General features: G+C 51.6%; 25 protein-coding genes. 19 read left to right on the top strand and 6 right to left on the bottom strand.

All coding sequences use genetic code 11. From position 1 onward, the window contains the following. From mraY to lpxC, 11 genes are all read left to right on the top strand, one after another. Window positions 1–1,083, top strand: a complete 1,083-nt coding sequence (gene mraY / locus EP25_RS0110730) for a phospho-N-acetylmuramoyl-pentapeptide-transferase (protein ID WP_031433881.1) — start codon at window positions 1–3, stop codon at window positions 1,081–1,083. Between the two features lie 2 nt (window positions 1,084–1,085). Continuing rightward, window positions 1,086–2,450 (top strand): UDP-N-acetylmuramoyl-L-alanine--D-glutamate ligase, encoded by a 1,365-nt coding sequence (gene murD / locus EP25_RS0110725; protein ID WP_031433880.1) that lies wholly within the window; start codon window positions 1,086–1,088, stop codon window positions 2,448–2,450. Further along, complete coding sequence (gene ftsW / locus EP25_RS0110720) at window positions 2,447–3,628, top strand: putative lipid II flippase FtsW (protein WP_031433879.1); 1,182 nt, start codon at window positions 2,447–2,449, stop codon at window positions 3,626–3,628. Before murD ends, ftsW begins: the two co-directional genes overlap by 4 nt. Further along, complete coding sequence (murG, locus tag EP25_RS0110715) at window positions 3,610–4,665, top strand: undecaprenyldiphospho-muramoylpentapeptide beta-N-acetylglucosaminyltransferase (RefSeq protein WP_031433878.1); 1,056 nt, start codon at window positions 3,610–3,612, stop codon at window positions 4,663–4,665. The genes ftsW and murG overlap by 19 nt, the downstream gene beginning before the upstream one ends. Continuing rightward, complete coding sequence (gene murC, locus EP25_RS0110710) at window positions 4,662–6,095, top strand: UDP-N-acetylmuramate--L-alanine ligase (protein ID WP_031433877.1); 1,434 nt, start codon at window positions 4,662–4,664, stop codon at window positions 6,093–6,095. Before murG ends, murC begins: the two co-directional genes overlap by 4 nt. Further along, window positions 6,092–6,982 (top strand): UDP-N-acetylmuramate dehydrogenase, encoded by an 891-nt coding sequence (gene murB, locus EP25_RS0110705; protein WP_031433876.1) that lies wholly within the window; start codon window positions 6,092–6,094, stop codon window positions 6,980–6,982. The genes murC and murB overlap by 4 nt, the downstream gene beginning before the upstream one ends. Then, window positions 6,979–7,914, top strand: coding sequence for a D-alanine--D-alanine ligase (locus EP25_RS0110700; protein WP_031433875.1), 936 nt, complete (start codon window positions 6,979–6,981; stop codon window positions 7,912–7,914). Before murB ends, EP25_RS0110700 begins: the two co-directional genes overlap by 4 nt. Beyond that, window positions 7,907–8,659 (top strand): cell division protein FtsQ/DivIB, encoded by a 753-nt coding sequence (locus EP25_RS0110695; protein WP_031433874.1) that lies wholly within the window; start codon window positions 7,907–7,909, stop codon window positions 8,657–8,659. Before EP25_RS0110700 ends, EP25_RS0110695 begins: the two co-directional genes overlap by 8 nt. 12 nt (window positions 8,660–8,671) lie before the next feature. Beyond that, window positions 8,672–9,898, top strand: coding sequence for a cell division protein FtsA (ftsA, locus tag EP25_RS0110690; protein ID WP_031433873.1), 1,227 nt, complete (start codon window positions 8,672–8,674; stop codon window positions 9,896–9,898). A gap of 30 nt (window positions 9,899–9,928) precedes the next feature. Then, a complete protein-coding gene (gene ftsZ, locus EP25_RS0110685) occupies window positions 9,929–11,083 on the top strand; it encodes a cell division protein FtsZ (protein WP_031433872.1) in 1,155 nt (384 codons plus the stop codon). A gap of 71 nt (window positions 11,084–11,154) precedes the next feature. Next, window positions 11,155–12,084, top strand: coding sequence for a UDP-3-O-acyl-N-acetylglucosamine deacetylase (lpxC, locus tag EP25_RS0110680; protein ID WP_031433871.1), 930 nt, complete (start codon window positions 11,155–11,157; stop codon window positions 12,082–12,084). An 82-nt stretch (window positions 12,085–12,166) separates the two neighbouring features. On the opposite strand, the gene EP25_RS22470 is transcribed toward lpxC, so the two are convergent. Continuing rightward, window positions 12,167–12,625, bottom strand: coding sequence for a DciA family protein (locus tag EP25_RS22470; protein WP_051906563.1), 459 nt, complete (start codon window positions 12,623–12,625; stop codon window positions 12,167–12,169). Between the two features lie 265 nt (window positions 12,626–12,890). Here EP25_RS22470 and EP25_RS0110670 point away from each other — a divergent pair, with 265 nt between their 5' ends. The 5 genes from EP25_RS0110670 to EP25_RS0110650 are packed head-to-tail and all read left to right on the top strand — an operon-like array spanning window position 12,891 to window position 17,971. Continuing rightward, window positions 12,891–14,669, top strand: coding sequence for an NAD(P)H-dependent oxidoreductase subunit E (locus EP25_RS0110670; protein ID WP_031433869.1), 1,779 nt, complete (start codon window positions 12,891–12,893; stop codon window positions 14,667–14,669). Window position 14,670: 1 nt separating this feature from the next. Next, window positions 14,671–15,390, top strand: coding sequence for a 2Fe-2S iron-sulfur cluster-binding protein (locus EP25_RS0110665; protein ID WP_031433868.1), 720 nt, complete (start codon window positions 14,671–14,673; stop codon window positions 15,388–15,390). Next, a complete protein-coding gene (locus EP25_RS0110660; RefSeq protein ID WP_031433867.1) occupies window positions 15,380–15,919 on the top strand; it encodes an NADH-quinone oxidoreductase subunit B family protein in 540 nt (179 codons plus the stop codon). Before EP25_RS0110665 ends, EP25_RS0110660 begins: the two co-directional genes overlap by 11 nt. 55 nt (window positions 15,920–15,974) lie before the next feature. Next, the gene (locus EP25_RS0110655) at window positions 15,975–17,471 is read left to right on the top strand and encodes a Ni/Fe hydrogenase subunit alpha (protein WP_031433866.1); all 1,497 of its coding nucleotides are present in this window, start codon (window positions 15,975–15,977) and stop codon (window positions 17,469–17,471) included. Continuing rightward, window positions 17,471–17,971 (top strand): hydrogenase maturation protease, encoded by a 501-nt coding sequence (locus tag EP25_RS0110650; protein ID WP_031433865.1) that lies wholly within the window; start codon window positions 17,471–17,473, stop codon window positions 17,969–17,971. The genes EP25_RS0110655 and EP25_RS0110650 overlap by 1 nt, the downstream gene beginning before the upstream one ends. A gap of 92 nt (window positions 17,972–18,063) precedes the next feature. Here the strand turns inward: EP25_RS0110650 and EP25_RS0110645 are convergent, their stop codons facing one another. The 5 genes from EP25_RS0110645 to EP25_RS0110625 all read right to left on the bottom strand — a co-directional run bounded on the left by EP25_RS0110645 (window position 18,064) and on the right by EP25_RS0110625 (window position 21,007). Further along, window positions 18,064–18,354: a DsrH/TusB family sulfur metabolism protein gene (locus EP25_RS0110645; protein WP_031433864.1), complete on the bottom strand. Its 291-nt coding sequence runs from the start codon at window positions 18,352–18,354 to the stop codon at window positions 18,064–18,066. A 245-nt stretch (window positions 18,355–18,599) separates the two neighbouring features. Next, a complete protein-coding gene (locus EP25_RS0110640) occupies window positions 18,600–19,601 on the bottom strand; it encodes an NAD(P)H-dependent glycerol-3-phosphate dehydrogenase (RefSeq protein ID WP_031433863.1) in 1,002 nt (333 codons plus the stop codon). A gap of 3 nt (window positions 19,602–19,604) precedes the next feature. Beyond that, on the bottom strand, window positions 19,605–20,078 hold the full coding sequence (gene secB / locus EP25_RS0110635; protein WP_031433862.1) for a protein-export chaperone SecB: 474 nt from the start codon (window positions 20,076–20,078) through the stop codon (window positions 19,605–19,607). 139 nt (window positions 20,079–20,217) lie between these two features. Further along, the gene (locus EP25_RS0110630) at window positions 20,218–20,658 is read right to left on the bottom strand and encodes a rhodanese-like domain-containing protein (protein ID WP_031433861.1); all 441 of its coding nucleotides are present in this window, start codon (window positions 20,656–20,658) and stop codon (window positions 20,218–20,220) included. Between the two features lie 37 nt (window positions 20,659–20,695). Next, the gene (locus EP25_RS0110625; RefSeq protein ID WP_031433860.1) at window positions 20,696–21,007 is read right to left on the bottom strand and encodes an ArsR/SmtB family transcription factor; all 312 of its coding nucleotides are present in this window, start codon (window positions 21,005–21,007) and stop codon (window positions 20,696–20,698) included. Between the two features lie 437 nt (window positions 21,008–21,444). On the opposite strand from EP25_RS0110625, the gene EP25_RS23450 reads away from it, so the two are divergent. From EP25_RS23450 to EP25_RS0110610, 3 genes are all read left to right on the top strand, one after another. Next, window positions 21,445–21,612: a hypothetical protein gene (locus EP25_RS23450; RefSeq protein ID WP_160172719.1), complete on the top strand. Its 168-nt coding sequence runs from the start codon at window positions 21,445–21,447 to the stop codon at window positions 21,610–21,612. Between the two features lie 59 nt (window positions 21,613–21,671). Then, window positions 21,672–22,799 carry a murein hydrolase activator EnvC family protein gene (locus EP25_RS0110615; RefSeq protein WP_235185881.1) on the top strand — a complete coding sequence of 376 codons (1,128 nt, stop codon included), beginning with the start codon at window positions 21,672–21,674 and terminating at the stop codon, window positions 22,797–22,799. A 91-nt stretch (window positions 22,800–22,890) separates the two neighbouring features. Beyond that, window positions 22,891–24,210, top strand: coding sequence for a S41 family peptidase (locus EP25_RS0110610; protein WP_031433858.1), 1,320 nt, complete (start codon window positions 22,891–22,893; stop codon window positions 24,208–24,210). The last annotated feature ends 89 nt before the right edge of the window (window positions 24,211–24,299 follow it).

The following is a 24,299-nucleotide window of genomic DNA, read 5'->3' as shown; positions in this document are numbered from 1 at the left end:
ATGTTACTTTATTTAACCGATTATTTAATGCAATTCGATGGCGGCTTCAGGGTATTCCAGTACCTGACCTTCAGGGCTATCTTGGGCGCGCTGACGGCATTGATGATTTCCTTTATGGTTGGTCCGGTTATGATCAGAAAACTGACCCGCAACAAGATCGGTCAGAGTGTGCGGGAGGATGGACCGGAAAGCCATTATGGTAAAGCCGGTACGCCGACCATGGGCGGCGCCTTGATTCTAGTCGCCATCGCCGTCAGCACGCTGCTGTGGGGCGATCTGGAAAACCGCTATATCTGGGTGGTTTTATTCGTCACGATGAGCCACGGTTTGATCGGTTTTATCGACGATTACCGCAAGGTTGCGCTGGGCAATAGCGATGGTTTGTCGGCGCGGGCCAAGTATTTCTGGCAGTCGGTTGTCGCGCTCAGCGCCGCCGTTTTTTTGTTCCTGACGGCCCAGGTGCCGGCCGAAACGCAATTCATCGTGCCGTTTTTCAAAGACGTCATGCTCAATATGGGCTGGTTTTACATCGTTCTGACGTATTTCGTTATCGTCGGCAGCAGTAATGCGGTCAATCTGACCGACGGTCTGGACGGTTTGGCGATCATGCCCACCGTCATGATCGCGGCGGCCTTGGCGATTTTCGCCTATCTCTCCGGCCATGTCGATTTCGCCCAGTATTTGGCGATCCCTTATTTACCGGAATCCGGTGAATTGGTGGTTTTTTGCACGGCGCTGGTCGGGGCCGGCCTGGGTTTTTTGTGGTTCAACGCCTATCCCGCGATGGTGTTCATGGGCGATGTCGGCGCCCTGGCCTTGGGCGCGGCACTGGGCATCATGGCGGTGTTGGTGCGTCAGGAAATCGTATTGATGATCATGGGCGGCGTGTTCGTGGGAGAAACCGTTTCGGTCATCATTCAGGTGGTGTCCTACAAGATGCGCGGTAAACGGGTGTTTTTGATGGCGCCTATTCATCATCATTATGAATTGAAAGGCTGGCCCGAACCCAGAATCATCGTCCGTTTCTGGATTATCACGGTGATTCTGGTCTTGATCGGCCTGGCAACGTTGAAGCTGAGATGACGATGGATAGTGCAGTCCTGTTCACGACATTGGAACAACGCTTTGCTTTGAACCGGCAACAGTCCAAGGTACTGATCATCGGCCTTGGCGCAACCGGCTTTTCCGTCGCCGAGTTTTTGCACGATTTGGGTATCCGTTTTGCCGTGGTGGACAGTCGCGATAAACCGCCTTTGATCGATCGCCTGGCCGAAGCGATGCCGGACGTTCCGGTTTTTACCGGCGGTTTCGACCAAGCCGCGTTGGATGTCGCTACCCACCTGGTGGTCAGTCCCGGCGTGTCGTTGCAAGAAGATGCCATTCATAGGGCGGTCGCGTTGGGTGTCAGTATTATCAGCGATATCGACTTATTTGCTTGCGTTGCCGATAAACCGGTGGTGGCTATTACCGGATCGAACGGCAAAAGCACCGTTACCACGATGCTAGGCGCGATGGGTAATGCCGCGGGCGTGAAAACCGCCATCGGCGGCAACCTGGGCACGCCGGCCCTCGATTTGTTGCGGCAAGATGCGGATTTGTATGTATTGGAACTATCCAGTTTCCAGTTGGAAAGAACATCCCAGCTCAATGCCAAGGCGGCAACTGTATTGAACGTTTCGCCCGATCATCTCGACCGGCATCGAAACATCGCCGATTATGCGGCCGAAAAACAACGGATATTTCGCGGCGATGGCGTGATGGTGCTGAATGCGGACGATCCCGTCGTCTTGGCTATGCGCGATTCCGGCAGACACTGTTTGACCTTTTCGGTCAACAGGAAGGCGGATTTTTGGTTGGACGATGTGAGCGGTCATTTGATGAGGGACGAAACTCCCTTGTTGCAGCGGTCGGAATTGCTGCTGGAAGGCAAACATAACGTTGCCAACGCCCTGGCGGCGCTAGCCTTGGGAACGGCGGCGGGACTCAATGATGCGGCCATGTGTCGGGCGCTGAAAAGTTTTAAGGGCTTGGACCACCGCATGCAGAAAGTGGCCGAAAGTAAAGGCGTTAGCTGGGTCAACGACTCCAAGGCGACCAATATCGGCGCCTGTATCGCTGCGCTTCATGGGTATGAGCGTAAAGTCCTATTGATAGCGGGCGGCGATGCCAAAGGAGCGGATATGAAAGAGCTGGTTCCGGCGGTAACGGAAAAAACCAAGGCCGTCATCGTGATGGGTAAGGATGCTGGCATGATCGAAACGGTGCTGACCGGCTGCGTTCCCACTTATTCGGCGGCCAATATGAAAGAGGCGGTGCGGATTGCCGCCTCTCTGGCCGAGCCCGGCGATACCGTATTGCTTTCGCCGGCCTGCGCGAGCCTCGATCAATACAAAAATTATAGCGATCGAGGGAATAAATTCGCGGCCGCCGTCAGGGAGTTGGCGACATGATCAAGCGAGCGTTGCAAGCGAAAAGACAGATCCGCTTTCATGTCGATCAGCAATTGCTGATGGTTTGTCTCGGGTTGTTATCGATCGGTTATGTCATGGTGGCGTCTTCGTCATTGCACTTGGGCGTTAAAATGGCCGATGACTTCATGCATTACCCGTTACACCAGTTGATCCACATTGTCATGGGATTGATGGTTGCGGTCGTGATCGCCGCAGTGCCGCTTTCGGTCTGGGAGAAATCCGGCGCGTGGCTGTTTATTGGGGGCTTAGTGCTATTGGTCGTCGTGTTGATCCCTGGGATTGGGATCAAGGTAAACGGTAGCATGCGCTGGTTGTCCCTGGCTGGGTTGAGAATTCAGGTTTCCGAAGCCGTAAAATTTGTTTCGGTTATTTACATGGCCGGCTATGTGGTTAGGCACCGGGAGGATGTCACGCAGTCCGCTTATGGGTTGTTGCGGCCGCTGTTGTTGTTTTCGATCGCCTGCGGGCTGTTGTTGAAGGAGCCCGACTTCGGCTCGGCGGTGGTTATCTTGACGATTGCGATGGGCATCATGTATCTGGGCGGCGCCCGGTTGCAACAGTTCCTAATTTTGCTGGCCCTAGTCGCCCTATTGGCCGGATTGCTGGTTTGGATTTCGCCTTATCGGCTGGCGCGGGTGACGGCCTTCATCAACCCCTGGGCGGATGCCAGAAATACGGGTTTCCAATTGGTCCAGGCATTGATCTCATTCGGCCGCGGCGAAGTGTTCGGCGTCGGTCTGGGTAACGGCATACAGAAATTGTTTTATTTGCCCGAGGCGCATACCGATTTTCTTTTTTCGGTATTGGGTGAGGAACTGGGGTTGGCCGGCGTGTTGTCGGTGATCGCCTTGTTTACATTGTTGTTGCGGCGGGCCTTCCTGATTGCCGCGAAAGCCGAGCGAGCGGGCCAGCCTTTCGCCGCGTTTGTCGCCTACGGCTTGGGAATCTGGTTCGGCTTTCAGGCCTTCGTCAACATGGGCGTCAATATGGGCATGCTGCCAACCAAGGGGCTGACATTGCCGTTGATGAGTTATGGCGGCGGCAGCATGATCGTCATGTGCGCGGCGATGGCGGTGTTATTTCGGGTCAACAGCGAGGTGACCGAACGGTTGAAAAACGCGCCAAAAGGTAAAACGGAATGGGCAAGCGCATCGTGATCATGGCCGGCGGGACCGGCGGACATGTTTTTCCCGCACTGGCGGTCGCCCAGGAGTTACGGGAGCGAGGATGGCGGGTCAGTTGGCTCGGCACCCGTCGCGGTATCGAGAGCCGGGTTGTCCCTGAAAATGGGATCGACATCGATTGGTTGTCGGTCGAAGGCATTCGCGGTAAAGGAGGGTTCGGCAAAATGACGGGCGTGTTCAAACTGTTCAAGGCCTGTGGCGAAGCACTGCTTATTCTGCGCCGACGGCAACCCGATGTGGTGCTGGGCATGGGCGGATTTGTCGCCGGCCCTGGCGGATTGATGAGTAAAGTGCTGGGCGTGCCGTTGTTGATCCACGAGCAAAACCGGGTGCCGGGAACCACTAACCGTTTACTAGTAAAACGGGCGAAAAAGGTTATGGAGGCGTTTCCGGGAAGTTTCGGCCAGGAAGCCGAGGCGATTTGCACCGGCAATCCGTTACGGAAGGATTTTTTGGCATTGCCGGAGAAAGAGCCGTGGAACAGCGACAGCGGACGGCCCTTGAGGATCTTGGTGGTTGGCGGCAGTCAGGGGGCGCAAGTATTGAATGAAACGGTGCCGGCGGCATTGGCGCCGTTGAGCAATGTCGAGATCAGGCATCAAACCGGTCAGCCGATGTGTGAGCAGGTCAAGCAACATTATCGAGCGCTGCACTTACGGGCCATGACCGTGGCGTTTATCGACGACATGGCGGCTGCCTACCGCTGGGCCGATTTAGTGATTTGCCGAGCCGGGGCGATGACGGTCAGCGAGGTGGCCGCAGCCGGCTTGCCGGCGATCCTGGTGCCGTTGCCGCATGCGATCGATGACCACCAAAGTGCCAATGCCCGATATTTAACCGATGCCGGGGCCGGTATTTTATTGCCCCAGCAAGATTTGAACGAAAAAACATTGAAACAAGCAGTGGAAAAAATAATGGCCGACCAGGCCGAGATGAGCCGGATGGCCAGAAAGTTGGCGCGACCGGATGCTACCAAGATGGTGGCCGATTTCTGCGAGGCCGCTGTATGAACAGACCGGACCTTCATCCAGCCCAGTTGTTGAGCAATATCGACCGGATCCATTTCGTCGGTATCGGCGGCACCGGCATGTGCGGAATTGCCGAGGTTTTGTCGAATCTCGGTTATCGCGTTTCCGGTTCCGATGTCAAGGAAAGTGCCGTCACCCGTCGCCTGGAACAATTAGGCGTGTCGGTGTACTACGGCCACGACGAAAGTCATATCGACGGCGTCGACGTGGTGGTGACTTCAACGGCGGTGAACCGCGAAAATCCCGAGGTCAAGGGCGCCTACGAACGGCGCATACCTATCATTCCGCGGGCGGAGATGCTGGCGGAGTTGATGCGTTTCCGCTTCGGTATCGCTGTCGCCGGTACCCACGGCAAGACCACCACGACCAGTTTGACGGCGAGCATGCTGGCCGAGGGCGGTCTCGATCCGACATTCGTTATCGGCGGCAGGCTCAACAGCGCCGGCGCGAATGCCAGGTTGGGCCTGGGCCAATACCTGGTGGCGGAAGCGGATGAAAGCGATGCGTCCTTTCTCTATTTGCAACCGATGATCGCGGTCGTCACCAATATCGACCAGGATCACATGGAAACCTACGGCGGCGATTATCAGCGCCTGCAACAGACCTTTCTCGAATTTTTACATCATTTGCCTTTTTACGGACTGGCGGTGTTGTGCATGGACGATGAGGGTGTCAGGGAGATCTTGCCGCGCGTCTCGAAACCGGTGAAGACCTATGGCGTGCATGAGGAGGCCGATGTGCGTGCCGTCGATATCGTGCAGGACGGCATGCAAACGCGTTTTACCGTCTTGCGCGGCGAGGAACATGCGCCGCTGAAGGTCACATTGAACATGCCGGGGTGGCACAATATGTTGAATTCATTGGCGGCGATCGCGATCGCGACCAGCCTGGAGGTGGATGACCGGGCGATCATTTGTAGCCTGGGAGAATTCACCGGCATAGGCCGGCGTTTTCAAATTAACGGCGAGATCGATTATGCCGGCGGCAAGCTGACTCTGGTCGACGATTACGGCCATCACCCAAAGGAGGTGGCGGCAACCTTGGAGGCATTGCGTCAGGCTTGGCCCGACAGACGGTCGTTGGTGATATTCCAACCGCACCGTTATACCCGGACCCGGGATTTGTTCGAGGAGTTCGTCGAAGTTCTGTCGACGGTGGATGTGTTGCTGTTGCTGGATATTTATCCCGCCGGCGAGGAACCGATTAACGGCGCCGACAGCAAAACCCTGTGCCGCGCCATTAGAGTGCGGGGCCAGGTAGAACCGGTATTCGTCCTGAACCGGGACGAATTGCCGCGGATATTGGCGGCCATGGTGCAAAAAGACGATGTGATTCTGACCATGGGGGCCGGTAATGTCGGACAGATTGCCGCGGAATTACCCCAACAATTGGCGGAGGTTCTGCGCTCATGATTGCCGAAACGAGCAATAAAGCCAAATTATTGCGCAACGAGCCGTTGGCTAAGTACACCAGCTGGCGGGTCGGGGGGCCGGCGGATCAAATGTATTTGCCGGAGAACAAGGACGACTTGATTCGTTTTCTCGCCGGCCTGCCGGCAGGGCAGCCTATTTTCTGGCTGGGACTGGGCAGTAACTTGCTGGTGCGAGACGGCGGGATACGCGGCACGGTGGTCAACACCCGGAGCCGATTGAAGGACATGAAACTGATCGACTCCGCGCGGGTGTATGTCGAGGCCGGCGTGCCATGCGCACATGTCGCCAGGTTTTGTGGCGATCTGGGCCTGACCGGAGCCGAGTTCCTGGCCGGGATACCCGGAACGATGGGCGGTGCCTTGAAAATGAATGCCGGCGCGTTTGGCGGCGAAACCTGGAATATCGTCGATAAGGTTGAAGTCGTGAATCGGCATGGGCAGGTATGTAACAGGAATAAACAGGAATTTGCCGTGGCTTATCGCTCGGTGCAAGGGCCGGATCAGGAATGGTTTTTATCGGCGGAGTTGGTTCTGGAGAAGGGAGATGCGGAATTGAGTCAGCAGAAAATCAAGGCATTGCTGGAGCAGCGGGCGCTGACGCAACCGACCAATAAACCGACGTGCGGTTCCGTATTCAAGAACCCGCCAGGCGATTATGCGGCGCGCTTGATCGAGGATTGCGGGCTGAAAGGTTTTTGCGTCGGCGGCGCCTGCGTTTCCGAAAAGCATGCCAATTTTATCGAAAACAAGGGTGATGCCACGGCGGCGGAAATCGAGCAATTGATAGCTCGCATTCAGGAACGAGTACGGGGTAAGCACGGCATTCAGTTGGAAACCGAAGTTTGTATGGTGGGGGACCCGCTATGAGAGCTTTGCGCATTAAAAATGCTGCAGATTTCGGCAAGGTCGCGGTATTGATGGGAGGAACGGCGGCGGAACGGGAAATTTCACTGAATAGCGGCAACGCCGTTTTCTCGGCATTGCGTCGTTTGGGTGTCGATGCCGAAGTGATCGATGTCACCGGCAGTCCGATAGAAGCCTTGTCCGGACGGCAGTTCGACCGGGTATTCAATATCATCCACGGCCGAGGAGGTGAGGATGGTGTGTTGCAGGCAGTGTTGGAAGTATTGCATTTGCCCTGTACCGGTTCCGGCGTGATGGCCTCGGCGTTGGCGATGGATAAGTTGCGCACCAAGTTGTGCTGGCAAGGCATGGGGCTGAGCACACCGCAATGGAGATTATTGAAAGATGAGGCGGACATCGAAGCCTGCAGCGAGCAGTTGGGATTTCCGCTAATCGTCAAGCCGGCCCAGGAAGGTTCCAGTCTGGGCATGAGCAAGGCCAATGACGAGGCCGAACTGAGGCAGGCTTATCAACTGGCGGCGGGTTATGGTTGTGATGTCTATGCGGAACAATGGGTTCATGGACAGGAATTTACCATTGCCGTACTAGATGGCGAGGCCTTGCCGGTCATTCGCCTGCAGACGCCTAATCAGTTTTATGATTTCGAGGCAAAATACCGGGCCGATACCACCCAATACCATTGTCCTTGCGGTCTCGAGGCGAAGCGGGAGCAGGCTGTGCAACAATTGGCCGTTCAAGCCTGTGAAGGTTTGGCGATAAAAGGTTGGGCCAGAGTCGATGCCTTCATCGATCAAACCGATCAAATCCAGCTGATCGAAGTCAATACCGTGCCGGGTATGACCGATCACAGCCTGGTGCCGATGGCGGCAAAAGCGGCTGGAATCGGTTTCGATGAGTTGGTTTGGCGGATTTTGGAAAGCAGTTGCGATGGATAATGCAGCCGCCTTGAGGATATTGTCGCTGACCTTGGGGATGTTGGCGCTAATGACGATCGGTTGGCGGGAGATCAAGGCGCAAGGTGCCGATTGGATGCCGGTCAGATATGTCAGGGTGGAAGGGGCGTTTCAATACATTGCCAAAGATACCATTAAACGGGTATTGGCAAAGCAGGTCATGCATGGTTTCTACAATGCCGATCTGCAACAAATCCAGGCGGCCGTTGAAGAGCTGCCGTGGGCGGACCAGGTCGAGGTTCAGCGGATTTGGCCGGATGCCTTGAAGGTCACGGTCAGTGAGCAACGCCCGGTTGCACGCTGGGGCGAACGGAGCTTGCTGAATAACCAAGGCAATTTATTCGTGCCCGGCAATGTGGATCAGTTTGCTCGATTACCCTTGATTACGGGGCCCGAAGGACAGCAAAAAAAGTTGTTGGAAGTGATGAAGGGATTAAGCGTCGCATTGCGGGACCGGGCGATGCTGCTCAAGGAATTTGCCGTCAATGAAAGGCGGGCCTGGAAGGTGGTTTTGGCCAGTGGCTTGGAAATCAAATTGGGCAGGAAAACGCCGTTGGAAAATATCCAGCGATTTTTGCGAACCGTTGATTTATTGGGCGAGGAAAGGATAGCGATGATGGCTAGCGTGGACTTGAGGTACCCCAACGGTTATGCGGTGACATGGAAGGAGGATGCCGAACAAATCGATTGGAAAAAATTAATGAATACGAAGCCGAAGCGGGCGTGATAGAACTAAAAAATGGCTAAAAAAACAGATCGAAATATATTGGTGGGTTTGGATATCGGTACTTCCAAGGTGGCTGCCGTGGTCGGCGAATACCGAGGAGGCGACGACCTTGAGGTCATCGGTATCGGTACCTCGCCTTCGAAAGGCTTGAAAAAAGGCGTTGTGGTCAATCTCGAATCCACTGTGCACTCGATTCAGCGGGCGGTGGAAGAGGCGGAATTGATGGCGGGGTGCCACATCAAGTCGGTGTTTGCCGGCATTGCCGGCAGTCATATTAGAAGTCTGAATTCGCACGGTATTGTTGCCATCAAGGATAAGGAAGTCAATCAATCCGATATCGATCGGGTAATTGATTCTGCCAGGGCGGTGGCGATTCCGGCGGATCAAAAGATTTTACATATCTTGCCGCAGGAATTCGTGATCGATCAGCAGGATGGCATCAAGGAGCCAATCGGGATGTCCGGCATTCGCCTGGAAGCCAAAGTGCATATGGTTACCGGCAGCGTCAGCGCGGCGCAAAACATTATCAAATGTATCCGGCGTTGCGGCTTGGACGTCGAAGATATCGTCTTGGAGCAATTGGCTTCATGCACGTCGGTGTTGACCGAGGACGAAAAGGAATTAGGGGTGTGCCTGATCGATATCGGCGGCGGCACCACCGATATCGCGATATTTTCCGATGGCGCAATCAGGCATACCGCGGTGATTCCGATCGCCGGCGATCAGGTCACCAACGATATCGCCGTGGCCTTGAGGACGCCGACCAAAAACGCCGAGGAAATCAAAAAGGAGTATGCCTGCGCGTTGACCCAGCTGGCCGACGGCCAGCAAATGATCGATGTTCCCAGTATTGGAGACCGGGAACCGAGAAAAATTTCGGCGCAAAATCTGGCGGAAATCATAGAGCCGCGCTACGAGGAGTTGATGCTGTTGGTTCAGTCCGAATTACGCCGTAGCGGTTATGAGGAATTGATCGCCGCCGGCATGGTTTTGACCGGCGGTAGTTCAAAAGTGAAAGGATTGGTCGAATTGGCGGAGGAAGTTTTCCACATGCCGGTTCGCATGGGTTTGCCACAACATGTATCGGGATTGACCGATGTGGTACTAAACCCGATTTATTCCACGGGGGTGGGATTACTGATGTATGGGAAAGAACACCAGGGTAGAGCCGAGGGGCTGAGTGATGAGGGCACCGGTCTGTTGGCAAAAATGAAAAGCTGGTTTCAAGGTAATTTTTAAAAGAAACACTAGAGGTTAGAGGGCATGACAATGAAATATGAATTGATGGATATGTGTAGTGAGAATGCCGTCATTAAAGTCATCGGTGTCGGTGGCGGCGGCGGTAACGCGGTGGATCATATGGTCGATAGCCATATCGACGGGGTTCACTTTATTTGTGCGAATACCGATGCCCAGGCATTGCGCGGCCTGAAAGTGGAAACCAAAATCCAGCTGGGCGTCGAATTGACCAAGGGTTTGGGGGCAGGAACCAAGCCGGAAATCGGCCGACAAGCGGCGGAAGAAAATAAAGACCGCATCAAGGAAGAGATCGATGGATCAGACATGATTTTCCTGACCGCGGGCATGGGAGGCGGAACCGGCACCGGCGCGATTTCGGTAATCGCCGAAGTGGCTAAAGAGCTCGGTATTCTGACCGTTGCAGTAGTGACGAAACCATTCGAATTCGAGGGCAAAAAGAAAAAAGCCGTCGCGGAGGCAGGTATCAGGGATTTGGAAAAGCATGTTGATTCACTGATTATTATTCCCAACCAAAAATTATTGCCGGTGCTGGGTAACAACTTGTCGTTGACCAACGCGTTCAAGGCGGCCAATGATGTATTGTTGGATGCGGTCCAGGGTATTACCGAACTGATTACCCATCCGGGGCTGATCAACGTCGATTTCGCCGATGTCAAAACGGTGATGAGCAACATGGGGACCGCAATCATGGGGTCGGGAGTTGCCGATGGCGATAACCGGGCCAGGGAAGCGGCGGAAAAAGCGATCGCCTGCCCATTACTGGAAGACATCAGTTTGCAGGGGGCTAAGGGCATTCTGGTAAATATCTCCGCGGCGGAAATGGATCTGACCGAGTTTGACGAAATCGGCAGTATCATGCATGCCTTTGCCTCCGAAGATGCCGATATGAAAATCGGTACCGCTATTAATCCGGACATGGGCGATGCCATCAAGGTCACGGTCGTCGCGACAGGCATGGGTGAGAAAGCGGTGGCACCGGCGCCGGTTAAACTAGTGCAAAAAGCCGCGACCGGAGAACTGAATTACGATGTGTTGGATAAACCGACCGTGATCCGTAAAAATAGACAGGAAAATCGGGAGACCCGTTTTGGCGCGCAACCGAAAAATGACATGGATCTGGATTACTTGGATGTGCCTGCCTTTTTAAGACGGCAAGCGGACTGAGGTTTTCCTGGGGTCGTTGCGGTGAAAAAGTATGGTAAAATTGCCGCTTTGCCTTAAAAAGCAGCACTTTTATGATTAAACAGCGAACTTTAAAAAATACGATACGGGCTACCGGGGTAGGGCTTCACACCGGCGACAAGGTTTATCTGACCTTGCGTCCGGCCGAGCCCGATGCCGGGATCAGTTTTCGTCGTATCGATTTGCCGGAACCGGTGATAATTAGGGCGAAGCCGGAAAATGTCGGTGAAACGATGCTATCCACGACGCTGGTGGAAAACGGCGTTAAGGTCGCTACCGTCGAGCATTTGTTATCGGCCATGGCCGGCTTGGGTATCGACAATGCCGTTATCGATGTCAGTGCCCCCGAGGTGCCGATCATGGATGGCAGTGCCGGACCATTCGTGTTTTTATTGCAGTCCGCTGGCGTGATGGAACAGGAATCTCCTAAGCAGTATATAAAGATAAAAAAGCCAATTCGTGTCGAGGATAATGATAAATGGGCCGCTTTTGAACCGTTCGATGGATTTAAAGTGACTTTTACCATCGATTTCGAACATCCGGCTTTTTCCGATCATTTGAAAACGGCAGTGATGGATTTTTCCACGACTACCTTCGTTAAGGAAGTCGCTCGGGCAAGAACTTTCGGTTTCATGAAAGATATCGAATTCTTGCGCGAAAACAACCTCGCTTTAGGCGGCAGTTTGGACAATGCCATCGTGGTCGACGACGATAAGGTGTTGAACGAAGACGGCTTGCGTTATGCCGATGAATTCGTCAAACATAAAATCCTCGACGCCATCGGTGACCTTTATTTGCTCGGCCATAGTTTGATCGGCGAATTTAAAGGCTTCAAATCGGGGCACGCTTTGAACAACAAATTGTTATTGGCTTTGTTAGCCGACCCGGATGCGTGGGAAATGGTGACATTTGACAAAGACGAAGATGCGCCAATTTCCTTCATGCGTTCAGCGCAACCATCGGGCGCCTCCGCCTCTTCATAACATAGGCCGTCGAGCCAGCCGGCTGCTTGCCGGTTCACTACCGCATGGAAGCCGGAAAGGATTTTCCGGTTTCTTGTCGCAATCAATCATTTTCTCTGGAACGCTTTTCCAGCGTTCGCTTCAATTTTGCCAAGGCGCGTTGCAAGTCGCGATCTTGTTGTTGCGCCGCTTGCTTCCCGAGCAATTCGATAGTTTCCCGGGAAGGGATTCTGGCATGGGACGGTTTCTTTTCGCCGCGCAAGGGGGGCATGACTTTGAATTGTATTGTTTCCGTTTGCTTGAAGCCATGTTCATGGAGCGAATCGAGCATGGCTTGGTGAAAAAAACGTAACTGAGAGGACCAGGAAGCGGAGTCGGTATAAAGCAATAATTTTGTCTTTTTATCGACACAATAGAGCGCGTGACGGGCAAGTTCTGCCGGAAGTACCTTTTTGACCAGGGCGAGAAGTTGGTGTTGTTGGTTAATTTTATGTTGATAAATAGCAAACAATTTTTGCGGATAATTCAAAATAGACTGAAAGGAGCGGTATTTATCGGCCATTGAAGTGGATTCGGTGTTGAATTATGACGGTTTTGTAAACTTATCTTCATCAAGCTGTGCTAAATTTGATAACGATAGTTTAGCAAGATGCAAATTAGTATTGCATCGAGTTGTTAATGTTCTCCGTATCGGAGTAGTATTAACCAACAGGAACGCATTGGACCAGATCTTATGGCAAAAACGGGAGTGTTATCGCCATCGTTCCTCCAGGTTAGCCTTAACCATTCATTTCACAGGTTCATTCATATCGAGGCGTAGGGACAACATGAAACAATTTCTTGATCAAGTGCTGGAATCAGCCGAGCGCCAGTCTACCAGACTGATGCAGATTCTTCGGGCGGTGCAGGATGAATATCATTATATTCCTGAACAAGCCATCGATTATCTCGCCGAGCAACTGAATATCGCCCGAACCCAGATTATCAGCGTTGCCGAATTCTACAGTTTTTTTCATTTGCAACCGCAAGGGCACTATGAAATTTTAATCAGTGACTCGATAACCGATTTGATGTTGGGCAAGGCAAATATCATGGCTTATTTGTCCAAGGCCTTAAGAGTCGAAGTCGGCGCGGTACGTGAGGACGGGATCGTCAGCCTGAATAACACTTCCTGTACCGGCATGTGCGACCAGGGTCCGGCCGGATTGGTCAACGGTTATGCGATCACCAAACTGGACCGGCCCAAAATAGACCGAATGGCCGAGTTGATCGACAACCAGGTTCCATTGGCGGACTGGCCGGCGGAGTTTTTTCAGGTCGATGACAATATTCGTAAGCCGGGATTGTTGTTGCAACAGGAGATTGACCAAGGCGCCGGGCTGCGACAGGCCTTCGCCAGAGGTTTGCAGGAAACGTTGGCCGAGATCGATAAGTCCGGGCTGCGCGGGCGCGGCGGTGCCGGTTTCAATACCGCGATGAAATGGCGTTTTTGCGCCGAGGAGCAAAGCGATCGGCATTATGTCGTTTGTAACGCCGATGAGGGCGAACCGGGAACATTCAAAGACCGGGTGCTTCTGAACAGCTATGCTGATCAAGTCTTCGAAGGCATGACGCTGTGTGCCGCTATTATCGGCGCCGAACAAGGGTATTTATATTTACGCGGCGAATATCGTCATCTTGAGCAACAATTGCGGGATCTTTTGCAACAGCGCCGCGAAGCCGGTTTGCTAGGCGACAATATCCTTGGTCAAGGACTGAATTTCGATATCGAAATTTGTATGGGGGCGGGAGCTTACATTTGTGGCGAGGAATCGGCCTTGATCGAATCCCTGGAAGGCAAGCGCGGTATCCCGCGCAACCGGCCGCCATATCCGGTCAGTCACGGATACCTGAACAAACCCACCGTGGTCAATAATGTGGAAACCTTCATGGCCGCGGCGGCTATTTCGGCGAACGGCGGCGACTGGTTCAAGGGGGCCGGAACCGAAAAGTCGGCCGGCAGCAAGATTCTCAGCATTAGCGGGGACTGCGCCCTGCCCGGCATCTATGAGTATCCGTTTGGTACCACCATCGCGCAAATACTGCATGATTGCGGCGCCGTCGATGTTCTGGGTGTGCAAATTGGCGGCCCGTCGGGCACCTTTATTTCCAAACATGAGCTGGAACGCAAATTGGCGTTCGAGGACTTGGCCACCGGCGGATCGTTTATCATCCTGAACAACAGCCGCAACCTTTTCGCCATGGTGAAAAATTTCACCCATTTTTTCGCTCACGAAAGTTGTGGGTTCTGCACCCCTTGCCGGGTTGGAACGTCGTTACTGAAAAATCAGTTGGACAAGGTTTTGGACGGCCACGGCTCGGCCGGCGATGTGGTCGCGTTGGAGGAATTGTGTCAACTGGTCAAAAATTACAGCCATTGCGGTTTGGGACAAACGGCGGCTAATCCGATTCTGACCACGTTACAGCGTTACCCTGATTTATATCAAAATCAGTTGAAGGAAATTAGTTACGAACCCGGTTTCGATCTCGATGCGGCGTTGGAGACGGCCAGACGCATGGCGCATCGGGACGACGCCGCTGCCCATTTGACTCAGGTGGAGGACTGACATGAGTAAGACAATCACCATTGACGGTAAAAAAATCCCTTTTAGCGAAGGGCAAACGATCATGGAAGCGGCGACCGAGGCCGGCGTTTATATTCCGCATCTTTGCCACAATCCAGACTACGAACCGCATGGCAGCTGCAAACTCTGCACCGTTAGCGTTAACGGAAGAAACTGCACGGCCTGTACTTTCCCGGCCATGGATGGGCAGGAGGTTATCAGCGAAAGCCGGGAACTGGAACATGACCGGCAACGGATTACGCAGATGTTGTTCGTCGAAGGTAACCATTTTTGTCCCGGCTGCGAAAAAACCGGCAACTGCCAGTTGCAGGCGGTCGCCTATCATCTAAATATGCTGGATAATCATTTCCCGCATTTTTTTGCCGATAGAGAAGTCGATGCCTCGCATCCCGATATTTTGATCGACCACAATCGCTGTATATTCTGCACCCTTTGTGTCAGGGCCAGTCGCGAGAAAGACGGCAAGAATGTTTTTGCGATCAGCGGGCGCGGCATCAACAAGCATCTGATCGTCAATTCCGCCAGCGGTAAATTGGGCGATAGCGATATCGATGTCAATGATTGTGCCGCGCATATTTGTCCGACCGGTGCGATCCTGATCAAGCGACAGGGTTATCGGATACCGATCGGTCAGCGGATTTATGATCATAAGGAAATTAACGAAGTGGCGTTAGAGCAGGAGAGAGAAGGTCATGGCGGATAAAATCAGAGTAGCAACCACGTCGTTGGCAGGCTGTTTCGGCTGCCACATGTCCTTTCTCGATATCGATGAGCGCATGCTGCAGCTGGCTGAATCGGTCGAATTCGATCGCTCGCCGATTACCGACATCGAACATTGCACGAATTGCGATATCGGTTTGATCGAAGGGGGCGTCTGTAATTCGGAAAACGTCCATGTTTTGCGCGAGTTTCGCAAAAATTGCAAGATATTGGTTGCGGTCGGCGCCTGCGCTGTCAACGGCGGCTTGCCGGCCATGCGCAATCATATCGATTTGGAAGATTGTCTGAAGGAAGCCTATATCGACGGTATCGGCGTAGAAAATGCGCAAATCCCCAGTGACCCGGAGTTGCCGCTGTTATTGAATCAGGTTCATCCGATCCATGAAATCGTCAAGATCGATTATTTTCTGCCGGGATGTCCGCCGTCAGCCGACGTGTTTTGGAAATTCCTGACCGATTTGCTGGCGGGCCGGGAGCCGGAGTTGCCCTATGAATTGGTGCATTACGATTAATCGGCTCGATGGCGAGCAAATGACTTCCAGATAGCCTTTGTTAACGGAAACGAATATGTACGAACATTTAGAAACAGCTACACAAACAGAAAACCTGAAGCGGGTAATCGTCGATCCGGTTTCTCGGGTGGAAGGACATGGCAAGGTTTCCCTGTTGCTGGACGAAAACAATCAGGTCAAACAGGCGCGACTGCATATCGTCGAATTTCGCGGCTTCGAAAAATTCATTCAGGGACGGCCTTACTGGGAGTTGCCGGTGATGGTGCAGCGCTTGTGCGGAATCTGTCCGGTCAGCCATCACCTGGCCGCCGCCAAGGCCATAGATCAATTGGTCGGCGTCGATCCGGAGAATCTGCCGTCGGCGGCAGATAAATTAAGGCGTTTGCTGCATTTCGGCCAGGTGATGCAGTCTCACGCGTTGCATTTCTTCCATTTGTCCAGTCCCGATTTGTTGTTTGGTTTCGATAGCGATATCAGCAAGCGCAATATCATCGCCGTGTTGGGCGAATATCCGGACATCGGCGTTCAGGGAGTCAAGTTGCGTAAATACGGCCAGGAAGTCATACGCATGGTCTCCGGTAAGAGGATTCACGGTACCGGCGCCATTCCCGGTGGGATGAATAAAGCGCTAAGCAAGGAGGAAAGGGATTATCTGTTGCAGGATATCGACCAGATGATCGAGTGGGCGGTGGCGTCGGTAGCGTTGGTCAAAAAAGTGCATTGCTCCAATTTGCCGTATTACGATGAATTTGCGACGGTTCGCAGTAACTATCTCGGTCTGGTCAAGCCGAACGGCGCATTGGAACTGTATCACGGCGGACTCAGGGCAAAGAATGATCGTGGTGAGACGTTGCTGGATCATGTCGACTATTGCGAGTATAACCAATATATCCATGAGGAAGTCCGCTCCTGGAGTTATATGAAATTTCCTTATTTGACCGCTCTAGGCAAGGAGCAGGGCTGGTATAGGGTCGGGCCGCTGGCGCGGGTCAATAATTGCGATTTTATCGATACGCCGTTGGCCGAGGCAGAGCGGGCGGAATTCAAACAGCATAGTGGCGAGGAGATGGTGCACAGCACGTTGGCTTTCCACTGGGCGCGCCTGATCGAGTTGTTGCATTGCGCGGAAAGCATCAAGTTGTTGCTGAACGACGCCGACATCATGAGTTCCGATTTGTTGGCCGAAGGCGAGAAGCGTTACGAAGGTATCGGTGTGATCGAGGCGCCGCGAGGTACCTTGTTTCATCACTACCAGGTCGACGACAACAATATCGTGACCAAGGCCAATTTGATCGTCTCCACTACCAGCAACAACATGGGGATGAACGAGTCGGTCCGGCAGGTGGCCGCCGAATATTTGTCCGGCCAGGAATTGACCGAACCGTTGTTGAACAATCTCGAAGTGGCGATTCGCGCCTACGACCCCTGTTTGTCCTGCGCGACGCATGCCGTCGGCAAAATGCCGCTGCAATTGGAATTGTTCGATGCGGAAGGTAAGCTGCTCGACCGGATGATGAAGCATGGTGACGGCGAGATTGAGCAGGGAATTTGATGGGCAAACCGATACTGTTATTCGGTTACGGTAACTTGAGCCGCGGCGACGATGCGCTTGGACCTTTGCTGCTGGAATATGCCGAACGCAGCTTAAATCTTGATCGTATCGAGATACTCAGCGACTTTCAGTTGCAGGTCGAGCATGCCTTGGATTTAGAAGGTAGAGAACGGGTGTTGTTCGTCGATGCCGCGGTTAATCAGGGCAAGCCGTTTGTTTTCAGTCGTCTGCACCCGGAAAGGGATTTGAGCTACACCACTCATGCGATGAGTCCGTCCGCGGTGCTTCAGGTTTATCGAACCATTAGGGGCGAAATACCCCCGCCATCTTTTTTATTGAGCATCGCTGGAACACATTTTGAGTTGGGCGAAGCGCTCAGCGAAAAAGCGGCAGCGAATTTGACTGATGCATGCCGCTTTATCGAATATTTGCTGCTAGAGGAAGGCGGAGTAGACGATTGGGAACGACTCGCCGAGCAGGGACAAACTATCGCGGCCTGATAGAGAGATAAAACAAATCAATATTGCAGCGAATAATCAAAACCAGTTTGTCTTTTTAAACGATCGATAAATTGTCTCTATGAGCGCTTGACTCAATTCCACGATCTGACGGCGGGTTCCTGTTGCAAAGCAGACTGGTAGTCAGAATCGTCCAAGACTGCGACTCCCCGGAACAAATCGCGGTTGGATATGTTTCTTAGGAGCAAATCGGCTTTACGGACACACAAATTAATGTGGGTGTAGGTTTTCTCCAGCAGGGTCTTTTCAATATCGCTTTGCTTGACCGCATATACGGCGTTATCGGTAAAAATGACGGTATCGCCGGTTGTAGTATGGGCCAGTGTTTCCGGACTAATCGGAAATTGGTCGATGATATGCAGCATGGCGGGCCTCCTTCTTGCGAAGTTGTTTAGTAGGTGCTTTAGGTTATCGTTATAACTTTATAAAAACTAAGTATTATTTATACTAGTTCTAAAATAAAAAAGGTGCAAGTGCCGGCCGTGGCTTGCTGAGCCGGGAAAAACGATGTATGCAGAAAACTGGCTGTTTTTCTCTGAAATTAAAACACTTTAGAGGGGGGGAGACGTTGTGCGTAGGGGGGAATAGTGCGCGAGCAGATCCGAGAAAATTAGTTGAATTCGGCTTTTTGATCGCGATTCAGCAGATTTTGAACCGCGACGCGGGGATCTAGATTTTCATATAAGACCCGATAAGTTTGTTCGGTGATTGGCATTTCGATAGCCAATTTCTGCGATAGTTGAAAGGTCACTCGGGCCGCGGACACGCCCTCGATTTCCTGGCCAATTTCCATGACGGCTTGCTGTTTGCTTTTACCTTGGCCTAGCGCCAGGCCGAAACGGCGGTTTCTGGATTGGTTGTCGGTGCAGGTTAAAATCAGGTCTCCCAGGCCGGCCAGTCCCATGAAGGTATCCGGTTGGCCGCCTAGATGCGTGCCTAAGCGGATGATTTCATGCAGGCCCCGTGTGATCAATGCGGCCCGGGTATTAGCGCCAAACCCCAGTCCGTCGGCGATACCGGCGGCAATCGCCAGAACATTTTTTACAGCGCCGCCGACTTGAACGCCGATGATGTCGGAACTGGTATAGGTTCTGAAATGCTGGCTGTGGAAAATCTCAGTCAACTGTATGGCAAACAATGGGGATGAGGACGCAATGGTGATTGCGGTTGGTAATTCGGCAGCGACTTCTCCGGCGAAGGTCGGGCCCGACAGTGCGGCGGTTTCTATATTGTCGCCAAGTTTCCTTGTGACAACGGTATGCAGCAATGAGCCGTCTTCCGGGTTGAAGCCTTTGGTCGCCCAGGCAATTTGATTGCTTGACCCTAGAAATGGTTTGATTTTTAGTAATGTGTCTTTAAATGCATGGCTGGGAACAGCCAGCAAGATAATCGAACTGAACTTGACTGCTTGTTCCAGGTTGTCGGTGACATGCAATAAATCGGGAAAGCTTGTGTCCGGTAAGTAGCGCCGGTTTTTTCTGGATTGTTGCAAGTCGTGCATGTGTTCGGGTTTATGGCCCCAAAGCAGGGTGTTGCAACCGTTTCTGGCTGCCTGTATGGCAAGCGCCGTCCCCCATGAGCCGGCACCCAGAACACAAATCGACGTTGCCATAGATCAGTTTAATTTGTCAGAAGTCGCGGATTGTTGTTGCGACTGTTGCAAATGCTGGGCATAAAGGGCGTCGAAATTCACCGGCGCCAGCAATAATTGTGGGAAACCGCCTTTGCTGACTAAATCGGAAACGACCTCGCGGGCGTAAGGAAATAAAATATTAGGGCAAAAGCTGCCGAGCATGGGGCCCATTTCCTGTTCAGTGAAGCCGGACAAGGTGAAAATCCCTGCCTGTGTCGCTTCCACCAGGTAAGCGGTGGTGTCGGCGGTTTTTACCGTCACGGTTACGGTCAAAGAGACTTCGAACAGGTTGTTTTCCAGCGTCTCAACATTGGTGCCTAAATTAAAATCGACGGAAGGTTCCCATTTGGAAGTGAATACCTTTGGAGCATTAGGCGTCTCGAAAGAGATATCCTTGGTATAGATTTTTTGAATGGAAAATTGTTTCTCTTCCGTAGTTTTGGTTTCTTCAGCCATGATGATGTCCAATAATGATGTTATTTAGAGAAAATTTGAGTCCGTGTTGGCGGGAAACAATCTTAACATTTTTGCCGCATGGATGGGCAGTTGGTTAGAGCGTCTCGTCCGCACGTTTACAGATTAAAAAAACTGCAGTTTAGTCTTTATTTTTGCTAGTGATTTTCATCGGCAATTTGTTGTCTTCCCAAGATTGCATGCCGCCGGTGATATTGTATATTTCTTCGAAACCGGCCTTGGTCAATGTCTTGCAGGCCGGAACCGAGCGTGTGCCGCTTTGGCAGACAACGATAAGGGGATTTTTTTTATAGGCTTCGAGTGTGGGCAGCTGTTCGTCCAATTTGCCTAAAGGAATGTTGAGCGAGTTTTCAATATGCCCCTTAATGTATTCGTGAGGCTCCCTGACGTCGACGATAACGGTGTCGTCGCTGTTCATTTTGGTGACAGCAATCATCGGTGAAATGCTGGTGAATTTGTTGAAGGAACTTTCAACAAGGTCTTGAATGAGCAAAAAAGTGACGGCGGCAAGCGCCAAAACCAGTAGGTAATGATTGGAAATAAATTCTAAATATTGATCCATTGAACTGTTGTCGAAGTAAAGGTAAGTTATGTTGAGTTTATTCGCAGTTACAAAATACTTCCCGCATCATGCGGATAAGTTTAAGCATGCGTTCGTCGTCGATATAGTAATAGACGCAATTTGCTTTTTTATCGCATGCCAGAATGTCTTTTTCCCTGAGTATGGCCAAATGTTGTGAAATGTTACTTTGGCTAGTGCCGACCTCTTCTACGATTTCCTGAACTTTTTTTCTATTGTTGCCCAGCACACAAAGAATTTTTAACCGTAAAGGGTGGGACATTGCCTTGAGGCAGCGGGCTGCACGATTAATTTCGGCATCGTTATAAAGAATGAGTTCTTCTTTTTCCATGAGGGGGTGACCGTAATCAAGTAGGCGAGTCTTCATCAATTAGGGTAAAAACGCAAACAATTAGCCATTAACTACCGACGATAATACTCATGTATTGATATAATAGCTATCAAAAGTGAGTGATTTTATCGAATTGACAAAGAAAAGCGCCTAAATTTATCAGAGTAATGAATATTGTTCAATTGTTTTGTAGAAGGACTCCAAATAGAGCATATTCGCAAACAACGCTGGCGAAATGAATTTACAATGATAGTTGGTAGACATTGATCAATTTAATTTGGATGTTCAGAAAAGGCTGAGGCTTCCAATTTCTTGATGTTCTTTTTTAAGTCCTGCGGTTATCTAAATTAAAAGTGGAACGATGTTTTGATCTGGCCAGCACTCCATATTGGTTCGAATTACTCCAAACAGTTCGGCGATGCGTGTAAGAGATGCAAATGATTAAACTGGAAATTTGTCGTTTTGAAATGGCTATCCGCCTGGTTCGCCGGGTCGGGTTTTGGACAAATTATGTCTTGTGTAAAATCGTCGGTGCCTTGACTGTTGGGAATAGCCAAAAATTTGTCGTTCCTGGCATTCCGCTACCTGCGGGAAAGGTCGTTTGATTTCAGCTTGCCGAGCGAGTATGGCAAAAAAACGTAGACTAATCCGGGCAAGTGTTCTTGTGGCGGCCTGTTTCTCGATACTGGAAGGGCGTGCGCTGGCTGAGAATGAACAGGCCCGGCTCGAACAATTAAAGCGGCAGATAAAACAGGTCGATGAAGACGTTCACCGATTGCAGCAAGAAAAAAGACGCTTGTCCGAACAATTAAAGGGAATAGAAACTCAGTACGGGCAAGTTTCTAAAAGTATAAAGAGATTGCAAGCGGATGCCGCTCGCTTGCGCCATGCTTTAACGACTATTAGTGAAAAAATAGCGAAGACTCGAGAAGCCATTGCTAATCATAAAAACGAGTTGGAGAGTCAAGTCAGGTCGGCGCATGCAATGGGGGAAAGGGAACGGTTAAAAGTGATTTTTAATCAACAAGATCCAGCATTATCCAGCCGCATGCTCGTTTATTATGATTACTTGAATAAGGCGAGACTGAAAAAAATACGGTTGGTTGAAAATAAGGTTCGGGCTTTACAGCAATTAGAGCAAGAAAAACAAAAGGAAACGGGTTTATTGACCGTTGCGTTGCAGCAACGCCAGCGTGAACAAATTGAATTGCAGAAGGTCAGAAAGGAACGCGAAAGTTTGGTCCAGCAACTCGACGGCTTGTATTCGAGTAAAAAGTCCCAATTAGCAAGGTTGCAAGAAGATGAGCGCAAGTTGCGGCAATTGATTGCCGAGCTGCAAAAGAATCGAGACGATTTCCCATTTCAGGAAGGGCCGGATAAACCGTTTGCGCAGTTGAAAGGGCAATTGCCCTGGCCGGTCCATGGCAGGTTGCTCAAAAAGTTTGGCAGTCCGCGTTCTGAAAGTCGTTGGGATGGTGTGTTGATCAATGCCAAGGAAGGAACGGAGATTCATGCGGTTACGCGGGGGCGGGTGGTTTATGCGGATTGGTTGCGGGGTTACGGCTTGTTGACTATTATTGACCATGGCAAGGGTTATATGACCTTATATGCATTTAACCAAAGTCTGTACAAAACCGAAGGCGATTGGGTCGAGGCGGGCGAGGTGATTGCATCGGTCGGTAACAGTGGCGGCCGTTCTCAGGCTTCTTTGTATTTTGGCATCCGTAAGAAGGGTAAGCCCGAAAATCCGCTAAAATGGTGCCGAAAAGTACGTAATGGCAGAGTCGGATAGTTTTCGTCGACACTGAATAACTTTTTTAATAATCTTTCTGTGGGATTTTTGTTCTCTTTATCGGAAACCAGGTCACTGGAGTTTTAAATACATGCAAATTAAGAAAAATATATTAATTCTGACTCTCGGCTTTTTGCTTGGTGCGTTGATCAGTTTATGCGGCAGCGTCTTGGCTGAGAAAGAAGATACTTTGCCGGAGCTTCCCGAGGAAGTGAAAGCCCTGCCATTCGATGAGCTGAGGACATTCACCGAGGTCTTTGGCCGGATAAAACAGGATTATGTCGAGCCGGTTTCCGATAAGAAATTGTTGGAAGGGGCGATTCGCGGCATGTTGGCCGAGCTGGACCCGCACTCGGTCTATTTGGATGGGGAGCAGTACGAAGAATTGAAGGAAGGAACGACCGGGCAATTCGGTGGCCTGGGTATCGAAGTGACAATGGAGAGCGGTTTTGTCAAGGTGGTGGCGCCCATTGACGATACGCCGGCACAACGCGCCGGCCTGCAAACGGGAGATTTAATCGTCAAGTTGGATGATCAGCCTGTTAAAGGCATGACCTTGGTCGATGCGGTCAAGATCATGCGCGGCGAGCCCGGTAGCGATATCGTACTGACCGTGATACGGGAAGGAGAGGAGGCGCCGTTAAAATTCAAGATTACCCGGGCTATCATTAAAGTTAAAAGCGTTAAAAGCAAATTGCTGGAGAAAGATTTCGGCTATTTACGCATCAGCAGCTTCCAATCCCGTACCGGACAAAACTTGCTCGATGCTGTGTCTGAGTTGGAAAAAGAGAATAAAGGCGAGTTAAAAGGGATAGTGCTGGATTTGAGGAATAACCCCGGCGGTGTGTTGAATGCGGCTGTTGAGGTGAGCGATGCCTTTCTTAAAGAAGGCTTGATCGTATTCACCGAAGGGAGAATCAAAAATTCCGAAATGCGTTTTAACGCCGCTCCCGATGATGTGATTAATGGCGCTCCGATCGTCGTCTTGATCAATGCCGGTTCGGCCTCTGCCTCGGAAATTGTGGCCGGAGCCCTTCAGGATCATAAGCGGGCGATCATTATGGGCGAAAAATCATTCGGCAAAGGTTCGGTGCAAACTATCTTGCCGACCAGTAATGGCGCGGCGGTGAAGTTGACCACGGCGCGTTATTACACGCCTTCCGGCCGTTCCATTCAGGCCGAAGGGATCGAGCCGGATATCAAGTTGGCGCGAGTCAAGCTGGAAACTCTCGAAAGCTCTAAATTCGAGCCTATCAAGGAAGCCGATTTAAGCCATCATCTGGAAAACGGCAATGGCAAAAAGGATGAAGCCGATAGTAAAGAGGGTGGGGAAGAAAAGAGCTTGGATATTCGTGATTATCCTTTGTATCAGGCGCTAACCTTATTGAAAGGGCTCAGCATTATTCAATAATTGCGAAGGCTAAGCCCGCTGTATGGCAAGTCAGGACTTTGCCGTATGGCGGGTTTTTTAGTTTCTGTTCCCCAAGTCGGCCGGATCTT

The organism is Methylomarinum vadi (assembly GCF_000733935.1).
GTDB lineage: Bacteria > Pseudomonadota > Gammaproteobacteria > Methylococcales > Methylomonadaceae > Methylomarinum > Methylomarinum vadi.
This window is presented reverse-complemented; position numbering and strand designations above follow the sequence as displayed.

Bases quoted from the DNA above. Each gene is read 5' to 3' on its own strand.
- lpxC (WP_031433871.1), top strand. From the start codon at position 11,155: ATGATTAAACAGCGAACTTTAAAAAATACGATACGGGCTACCGGGGTA.
- EP25_RS23450 (WP_160172719.1), top strand. From the start codon at position 21,445: ATGATTAAACTGGAAATTTGTCGTTTTGAAATGGCTATCCGCCTGGTT.
- mraY (WP_031433881.1), top strand. From the start codon at position 1: ATGTTACTTTATTTAACCGATTATTTAATGCAATTCGATGGCGGCTTC.
- EP25_RS0110640 (WP_031433863.1), bottom strand. From the start codon at position 19,601: ATGGCAACGTCGATTTGTGTTCTGGGTGCCGGCTCATGGGGGACGGCG.
- EP25_RS22470 (WP_051906563.1), bottom strand. From the start codon at position 12,625: ATGGCCGATAAATACCGCTCCTTTCAGTCTATTTTGAATTATCCGCAA.
- EP25_RS0110645 (WP_031433864.1), bottom strand. From the start codon at position 18,354: ATGCTGCATATCATCGACCAATTTCCGATTAGTCCGGAAACACTGGCC.
- ftsW (WP_031433879.1), top strand. From the start codon at position 2,447: ATGATCAAGCGAGCGTTGCAAGCGAAAAGACAGATCCGCTTTCATGTC.
- EP25_RS0110660 (WP_031433867.1), top strand. From the start codon at position 15,380: ATGGCGGATAAAATCAGAGTAGCAACCACGTCGTTGGCAGGCTGTTTC.
- EP25_RS0110625 (WP_031433860.1), bottom strand. From the start codon at position 21,007: ATGGAAAAAGAAGAACTCATTCTTTATAACGATGCCGAAATTAATCGT.
- murB (WP_031433876.1), top strand. From the start codon at position 6,092: ATGATTGCCGAAACGAGCAATAAAGCCAAATTATTGCGCAACGAGCCG.
- ftsA (WP_031433873.1), top strand. From the start codon at position 8,672: ATGGCTAAAAAAACAGATCGAAATATATTGGTGGGTTTGGATATCGGT.
- EP25_RS0110670 (WP_031433869.1), top strand. From the start codon at position 12,891: ATGAAACAATTTCTTGATCAAGTGCTGGAATCAGCCGAGCGCCAGTCT.
- EP25_RS0110650 (WP_031433865.1), top strand. From the start codon at position 17,471: ATGGGCAAACCGATACTGTTATTCGGTTACGGTAACTTGAGCCGCGGC.
- secB (WP_031433862.1), bottom strand. From the start codon at position 20,078: ATGGCTGAAGAAACCAAAACTACGGAAGAGAAACAATTTTCCATTCAA.
- EP25_RS0110700 (WP_031433875.1), top strand. From the start codon at position 6,979: ATGAGAGCTTTGCGCATTAAAAATGCTGCAGATTTCGGCAAGGTCGCG.
- ftsZ (WP_031433872.1), top strand. From the start codon at position 9,929: ATGAAATATGAATTGATGGATATGTGTAGTGAGAATGCCGTCATTAAA.
- EP25_RS0110695 (WP_031433874.1), top strand. From the start codon at position 7,907: ATGGATAATGCAGCCGCCTTGAGGATATTGTCGCTGACCTTGGGGATG.
- EP25_RS0110630 (WP_031433861.1), bottom strand. From the start codon at position 20,658: ATGGATCAATATTTAGAATTTATTTCCAATCATTACCTACTGGTTTTG.
- murG (WP_031433878.1), top strand. From the start codon at position 3,610: ATGGGCAAGCGCATCGTGATCATGGCCGGCGGGACCGGCGGACATGTT.
- murD (WP_031433880.1), top strand. From the start codon at position 1,086: ATGGATAGTGCAGTCCTGTTCACGACATTGGAACAACGCTTTGCTTTG.
- EP25_RS0110610 (WP_031433858.1), top strand. From the start codon at position 22,891: ATGCAAATTAAGAAAAATATATTAATTCTGACTCTCGGCTTTTTGCTT.
- murC (WP_031433877.1), top strand. From the start codon at position 4,662: ATGAACAGACCGGACCTTCATCCAGCCCAGTTGTTGAGCAATATCGAC.
- EP25_RS0110655 (WP_031433866.1), top strand. From the start codon at position 15,975: ATGTACGAACATTTAGAAACAGCTACACAAACAGAAAACCTGAAGCGG.
- EP25_RS0110665 (WP_031433868.1), top strand. From the start codon at position 14,671: ATGAGTAAGACAATCACCATTGACGGTAAAAAAATCCCTTTTAGCGAA.